We start from the raw sequence: 4,733 nt of genomic DNA, 5'->3' as shown, positions 1-4,733 counted from the left end.
TCGATCAGCACCCAGTCGGCGCTGGGCATGCCTTCGACCCGGCACTTGCCGTAGCCGGCTTCCTTGAGCGCGCGCAGCAGGTGGTCGGCCATCGCGCCGACGTGCCGCTGCGAGCGGCCCGACGCCACGATCAGCCCGTCCGCGACCGGGCTCTTGCCTTTGAGGTCGATGAAGACGACGTCCTGGGCCTTGTCGTCGTCCAGGCGGCTGAGGATCAGGTCCTCCATGACGCCGAGCGAGCCCGGGTCGGTAAGGGAAGCCGCGGCGTTGGTCGGGGCCTCTTGCGCCTTGTCTGGCGCAGATTCACGGTTCAGCGGGGTAGCTCCTTTGATGTCCTCGCTGGAAGGACCCTACCACAGCGCGGGGTCCGGGTCAGGCGCCCTTGCGATCACATCGCGTCACAGGCCCCCGGACCGGTTCCCGCGCCTTATCGCGTCTCGGCGCCGGCCTTCTTCCGAGCCCGCAGCGCGGTGGAAGACTGGAAGTTGAAGCGTCCGAACAGGAAGGCCCAGGCCGGCGTCTTCGAATCGGCCAGCCCGATGGCGGCGTGGGTGGGGACGCGGAATCGGGCGAAGCGCTGGGCGGCGGGCGAGAAGCGGCTCTTCAGGGAGATCCAGGGGCGCGAGACTACCGCCACCGGGACCTCGTGCATGATCTGGGTCCATCCCTTCCACCGGTGAAAGCTGGCCAGGCTGTCGGCTCCCATGATCCAGACGAACTTCACGCCGGGATAGCGGGCCTTCAGCGCCCGGATGGTGTCGACCGTGTAATTCGAACCCAGCTTGCTCTCGACAGCGGAGACGATCATGCCCGGCCCCTGGGCGAAAGCGCGGGCGTCGGCGAGGCGCTGCTCGAGGTCGGCGGTCTCATGGCGCGACTTCAGCGGGTTCTGGGGCGACACGAGCCAGATCACCCTGTCGAGTCCCAGGCGACGCCGGGCGGTCTCGGCCACGTGGGCATGGCCGTCGTGGGCGGGATTGAACGAGCCGCCGTAGAGCCCGACCTTCATCCCGGGCGAGAGGCTGAAGCCCAGGCGCTGGGCGTGGGGACGTCCGGCGACGGGCGCGCGGCGCGCCGGGCCTGCGAACCACATCCTGCCGGTCAGCCTTGCCGCGGCGGCGTGGGCGCGCCCGCGCGGTCGAGATGGGGATCGGACTGGCGCACCCGGGCGCGCACCGTGAAGACGCCGTCGCCGGCCAGGACGCCGCCTCGTGCGAACAGGCGGCCGTTCTCCCAGTTGGAGAGCCCGAGCTCGGGCTTGTCGAGCGCGTACTGGCCATCCACCCAGCGGGTGAAGCCGTCGCCCACGAACGGGGCGTCGATTGTGGCGTAGAACCGCTCGTGCGCCGCCGGGTCCTGCGAGATCAGCGCGGCGGCGAAGCGGGGGCTGAGCGCGTTGAACAGCGCGACGGCGTCGGCCACGTCGTCCACGATCTTGAGGCTGACCTCCGGGGTCTCCTCCCACTCCCATTCGCGGCCCAGGTCGGCGTCGGCGATGGGCTCGGCCAGCGCCTCCTCTACGGGGCCCTCGGCACGGACGACGGTGGCGCGGGCGGTGCGCCAGCGCTCGGGAAGGCGGGCGAAGTCGGCCTCGGAGACGTGCAGCTTGCAGCCCTTGCGGCGCTGTCCGGCGCGCTCCAGCGCCTCCAGGAACACCGGCAGCAGCCGGTCGGCGGCCTCGCGCACGATGCAGCAGACGTTCAGGGTGTTGCAGACCTTGCGGTCCAGCGAATGGTAGGCGGCCGCGTAGAAGCGGTCGGCGTCGGCGGTGGCGTCGGCCATCATCCAGGCCCCACCCGTGCCGTGCAGACTGACGGGCGTGCCCGCCTGGCGCGCGATGGCGCCGAGCTGGCTGACTGCGGGACCGGAGCCTCGAGCCACGGCCAGGGCCAGGCGGCTGTCGGCGAACATTGCCCAGCCGGCCGCGTGAGCCGCACTGTCCACCAGAACAGCCGCCCCCCCGGGCAGGCCCGCCTCGGCCAGCGCCGGGTCCAGGGCGTGAGCGACGATGGCGCGCGCGGTGCCCAGGGCGTCGGAGCCGATGCGGAAGACGACGGTGTTGCCGGCGCGGATCACACCGGTGGCGTCGGCGAAGACGTTAGGGCGACCCTCGAAGACGAACCCCACCACGCCCAGCGGCGCCATTACCTGTTCGACGGTCCAGCCCTCGTGGCGAACGGTCTCCAGCACGCGGCCACGCGGCGCCTCGGCGTCGCGCCAGGCGCGCAGGCCGGCGATCATGTCGGCGCGCATGGCGTCGGACGCGATCAGGCGGGTGGTCGAGCGGCCCCGCGCCCTGGCGCTTTCCACGTCGGCGGCGTTGGCCTCGGCGATCGCGGTCCACACGGCATCGTCGGCGAGCCTGGCGGCGAACGCCTCGAAGAAGTCGGTGACGGCCGCGTCGGTCACCTGCCCCATGCGGGCGAAAGCGGCGGCGGCGCGCCCGACGGCGGCCTCGGCGGCGGCATGCTCGCGGGCAGGAATGTGCAGCAGGTCGCCGGTGTCCTGCACCACGACTAGCCGGTCACCGGGCCGGAAGGCCGCGGCCAGCTCGGGCGTCACAAGGGCGACACGGTCACCTGCGAAAGGTATCGCCTGGCCGGGCGCGAGCGCTGCCAGCCGGCCGGTCCTTTCGGACGCGGCCTGGGCGGTTTGCGCCTCCCTGCCTGACGAGCTGCCGTCCACGCACGACCCCATTTGCTCAGGTTGAGCCTTACTCCCTACGCCGCAAGGCCCCGGGGAGCTAGCCTGACATTGCGGCATGGGCGGCAAGGGCCAGGTCGTCGACGTGGACCACCGGGCCGGACGTGTAGCCCAGCTCGCCCTCGATCGCCTCGGACTTCAGCCCGCAGATCCGCGCCGCGTGGCCCGACTCGTAGCGGACCAGACCCCGGGCGATCTCCCGCCCCTCCGGGTCCAGCACGCGCACGCATTCGCCCTTGTCGAACCGGCCGTCCACGGCGCGGACCCCCGCGGCCAGCAGGCTTTTGCCCTTCAGCACCGCCGCCGCCGCGCCGGCGTCGACGCGGAGCGCGCCCGCCGGCGACAGCGAGCCGCCGATCCAGGCCTTGTAGGCCGCGCGCGGCGTGGTCGCCGGCTCGATCACCGTGGCGGGCGCCCCGCCTTCGATGGCGGCCAGCGGACCGGCGCGCGTGCCCAAGGTGATGATGGTGGCGCACCCGGCCTGGCTGGCGATGCGGGCGGCCTCGAGCTTGGTGGCCATGCCGCCGGTGCCGACCCCGGCCTGGGCGTTCGCGCCGCCGGCCATGGCCTCGATCTCCCGCGTCAGGCGCGGCACCCGCGGGATCAGCGTGGCGCTGGGGTCGCGGCGCGGATCGGCCGTGTAGAGCCCCTCCACGTCCGACAGCAGCACCAGCGCCTCGGCCCCGACGAGCTGCGCCACGCGGGCCGACAGCCGGTCGTTGTCGCCGACCCGGATCTCCTCGGTGACCACCGTGTCGTTCTCGTTGACAACCGGCACCACGCCCAGGCCCAGCAGGGTCTCGACCGTGGCGCGCGCGTTCAGCCAGCGGCGGCGGGTCTCGGTGTCATCCCGGGTCAGCAGCACCTGGGCGCAGTTGAAGCCCAGGGGCCCCAGCGCCTCCTCCCAGGCCCGCATCAGCGCCGACTGGCCAGCCGCGGCCGCCGCCTGCTTCTCGGGCAGCGTCAGCGCCCGCTTGCCGAGCCCAAGCCGCTTGCGGCCCAGGGCCACGGCGCCCGACGAGACCACCAGCACCTGCTGGCCCCGCGCCCGCAGGCGCGCGACATCGGCCGCGAAATCGGCCAGCCACTCGGCGTGCGCGGCGCCGTCGGGCCCGACCAGCAGGGCCGAGCCGACCTTGACGACGACGCGCCGCGCGGCCGCGATCTCGCTCAAGGCCGCCACTCCTCGGGCCCGGCCTCCTCGGCGGCGACCTCGCCCTTGCGCTGCTGCACCAGGGCGTAGGCCTCGCGCAGCAGTTCGGTGACGCCGATCTTCGCGAAGCCCGACACCCGCCGGACGGTTACGCCCGCGGCGGCCTCCAGCTCGGCGGCCTTCTCCGCGATGGTCTCCTCGTCGAGCGCGTCGATCTTGTTGAGCGCCAGGATCTCCGGCTTGTCCTCCAGGCCCTCGCCATACGCCTCCAGCTCGTGGCGCACGGTGCGCCAGGCCCCGGCGACGTCCTCCTGCGTGCCGTCCACGAGGTGGATCAGCACCGCCGTCCGCTCGACGTGGCCCAGGAAGCGCGTGCCGATGCCCGCCCCTTCGCTGGCGCCCTCGATCAGGCCCGGGATGTCGGCCAGGATGAACCGCTCGCCCACCGACAGGTCGACCATACCGAGGTTGGGGGCCAGGGTCGTGAACGGATAGTCGGCGATCTTCGGCCGCGCGGCGCTGGCGGCCGCCAGGAAGGTGCTCTTCCCCGCATTCGGCAGGCCGACCAGCCCCACGTCCGCGATCAGCTTCAGGCGCAGCCAGATGGCGAGCTCCTCGCCCTCAAGGCCCGGGTTGGCGTGGCGGGGCGCCTGGTTCACCGGCCCCTTGAAGTGGGTGTTGCCGAAGCCGCCGTTGCCCCCCTTGGCCAGCATCACCCGCTGGCCGGCATGGTCCATGTCGACGATCAGGTTCTTGTCCTCGTCGAGCACCTCGGTGCCGACAGGCACTTTCAGCACCACGTCCTCGCCCGCCGCGCCGTGGCGGTTGCGGCCCATGCCGTGGACGCCGGTGCCGGCGCGGAAATGCTGCTGGTAGC

5 protein-coding genes are annotated in these 4,733 nt (G+C 72.8%); all 5 read right to left on the bottom strand.

The window, feature by feature from the left end; all coding sequences use genetic code 11:
• A partial coding sequence (gene rsfS, locus Q0L11_RS14330) for a ribosome silencing factor (RefSeq protein WP_296598120.1) occupies positions 1–227 on the bottom strand: 227 nt, incomplete at its 3' end.
• A 200-nt stretch (positions 228–427) separates the two neighbouring features.
• Positions 428–1,093, bottom strand: coding sequence for a nicotinate-nucleotide adenylyltransferase (locus Q0L11_RS14325; RefSeq protein WP_296598119.1), 666 nt, complete (start codon positions 1,091–1,093; stop codon positions 428–430).
• Positions 1,094–1,101: 8 nt separating this feature from the next.
• Positions 1,102–2,562 (bottom strand): aldehyde dehydrogenase family protein, encoded by a 1,461-nt coding sequence (locus Q0L11_RS14320; RefSeq protein ID WP_296598117.1) that lies wholly within the window; start codon positions 2,560–2,562, stop codon positions 1,102–1,104.
• A 181-nt stretch (positions 2,563–2,743) separates the two neighbouring features.
• On the bottom strand, positions 2,744–3,877 hold the full coding sequence (gene proB / locus Q0L11_RS14315) for a glutamate 5-kinase (RefSeq protein ID WP_296598116.1): 1,134 nt from the start codon (positions 3,875–3,877) through the stop codon (positions 2,744–2,746).
• Positions 3,874–4,733: GTPase ObgE (gene obgE, locus Q0L11_RS14310; protein WP_296598114.1), on the bottom strand; the 860-nt coding region annotated here is incomplete at its 5' end. The genes proB and obgE, both read right to left, overlap by 4 nt.

Source organism: Phenylobacterium sp. (assembly GCF_024508875.1).
In the GTDB taxonomy this organism is placed as follows: Bacteria; Pseudomonadota; Alphaproteobacteria; order Caulobacterales; family Caulobacteraceae; genus Phenylobacterium.
The sequence above is the reverse complement of the archived record's forward strand: the minus strand, read 5'-3'. Positions and strand labels throughout refer to the sequence as shown.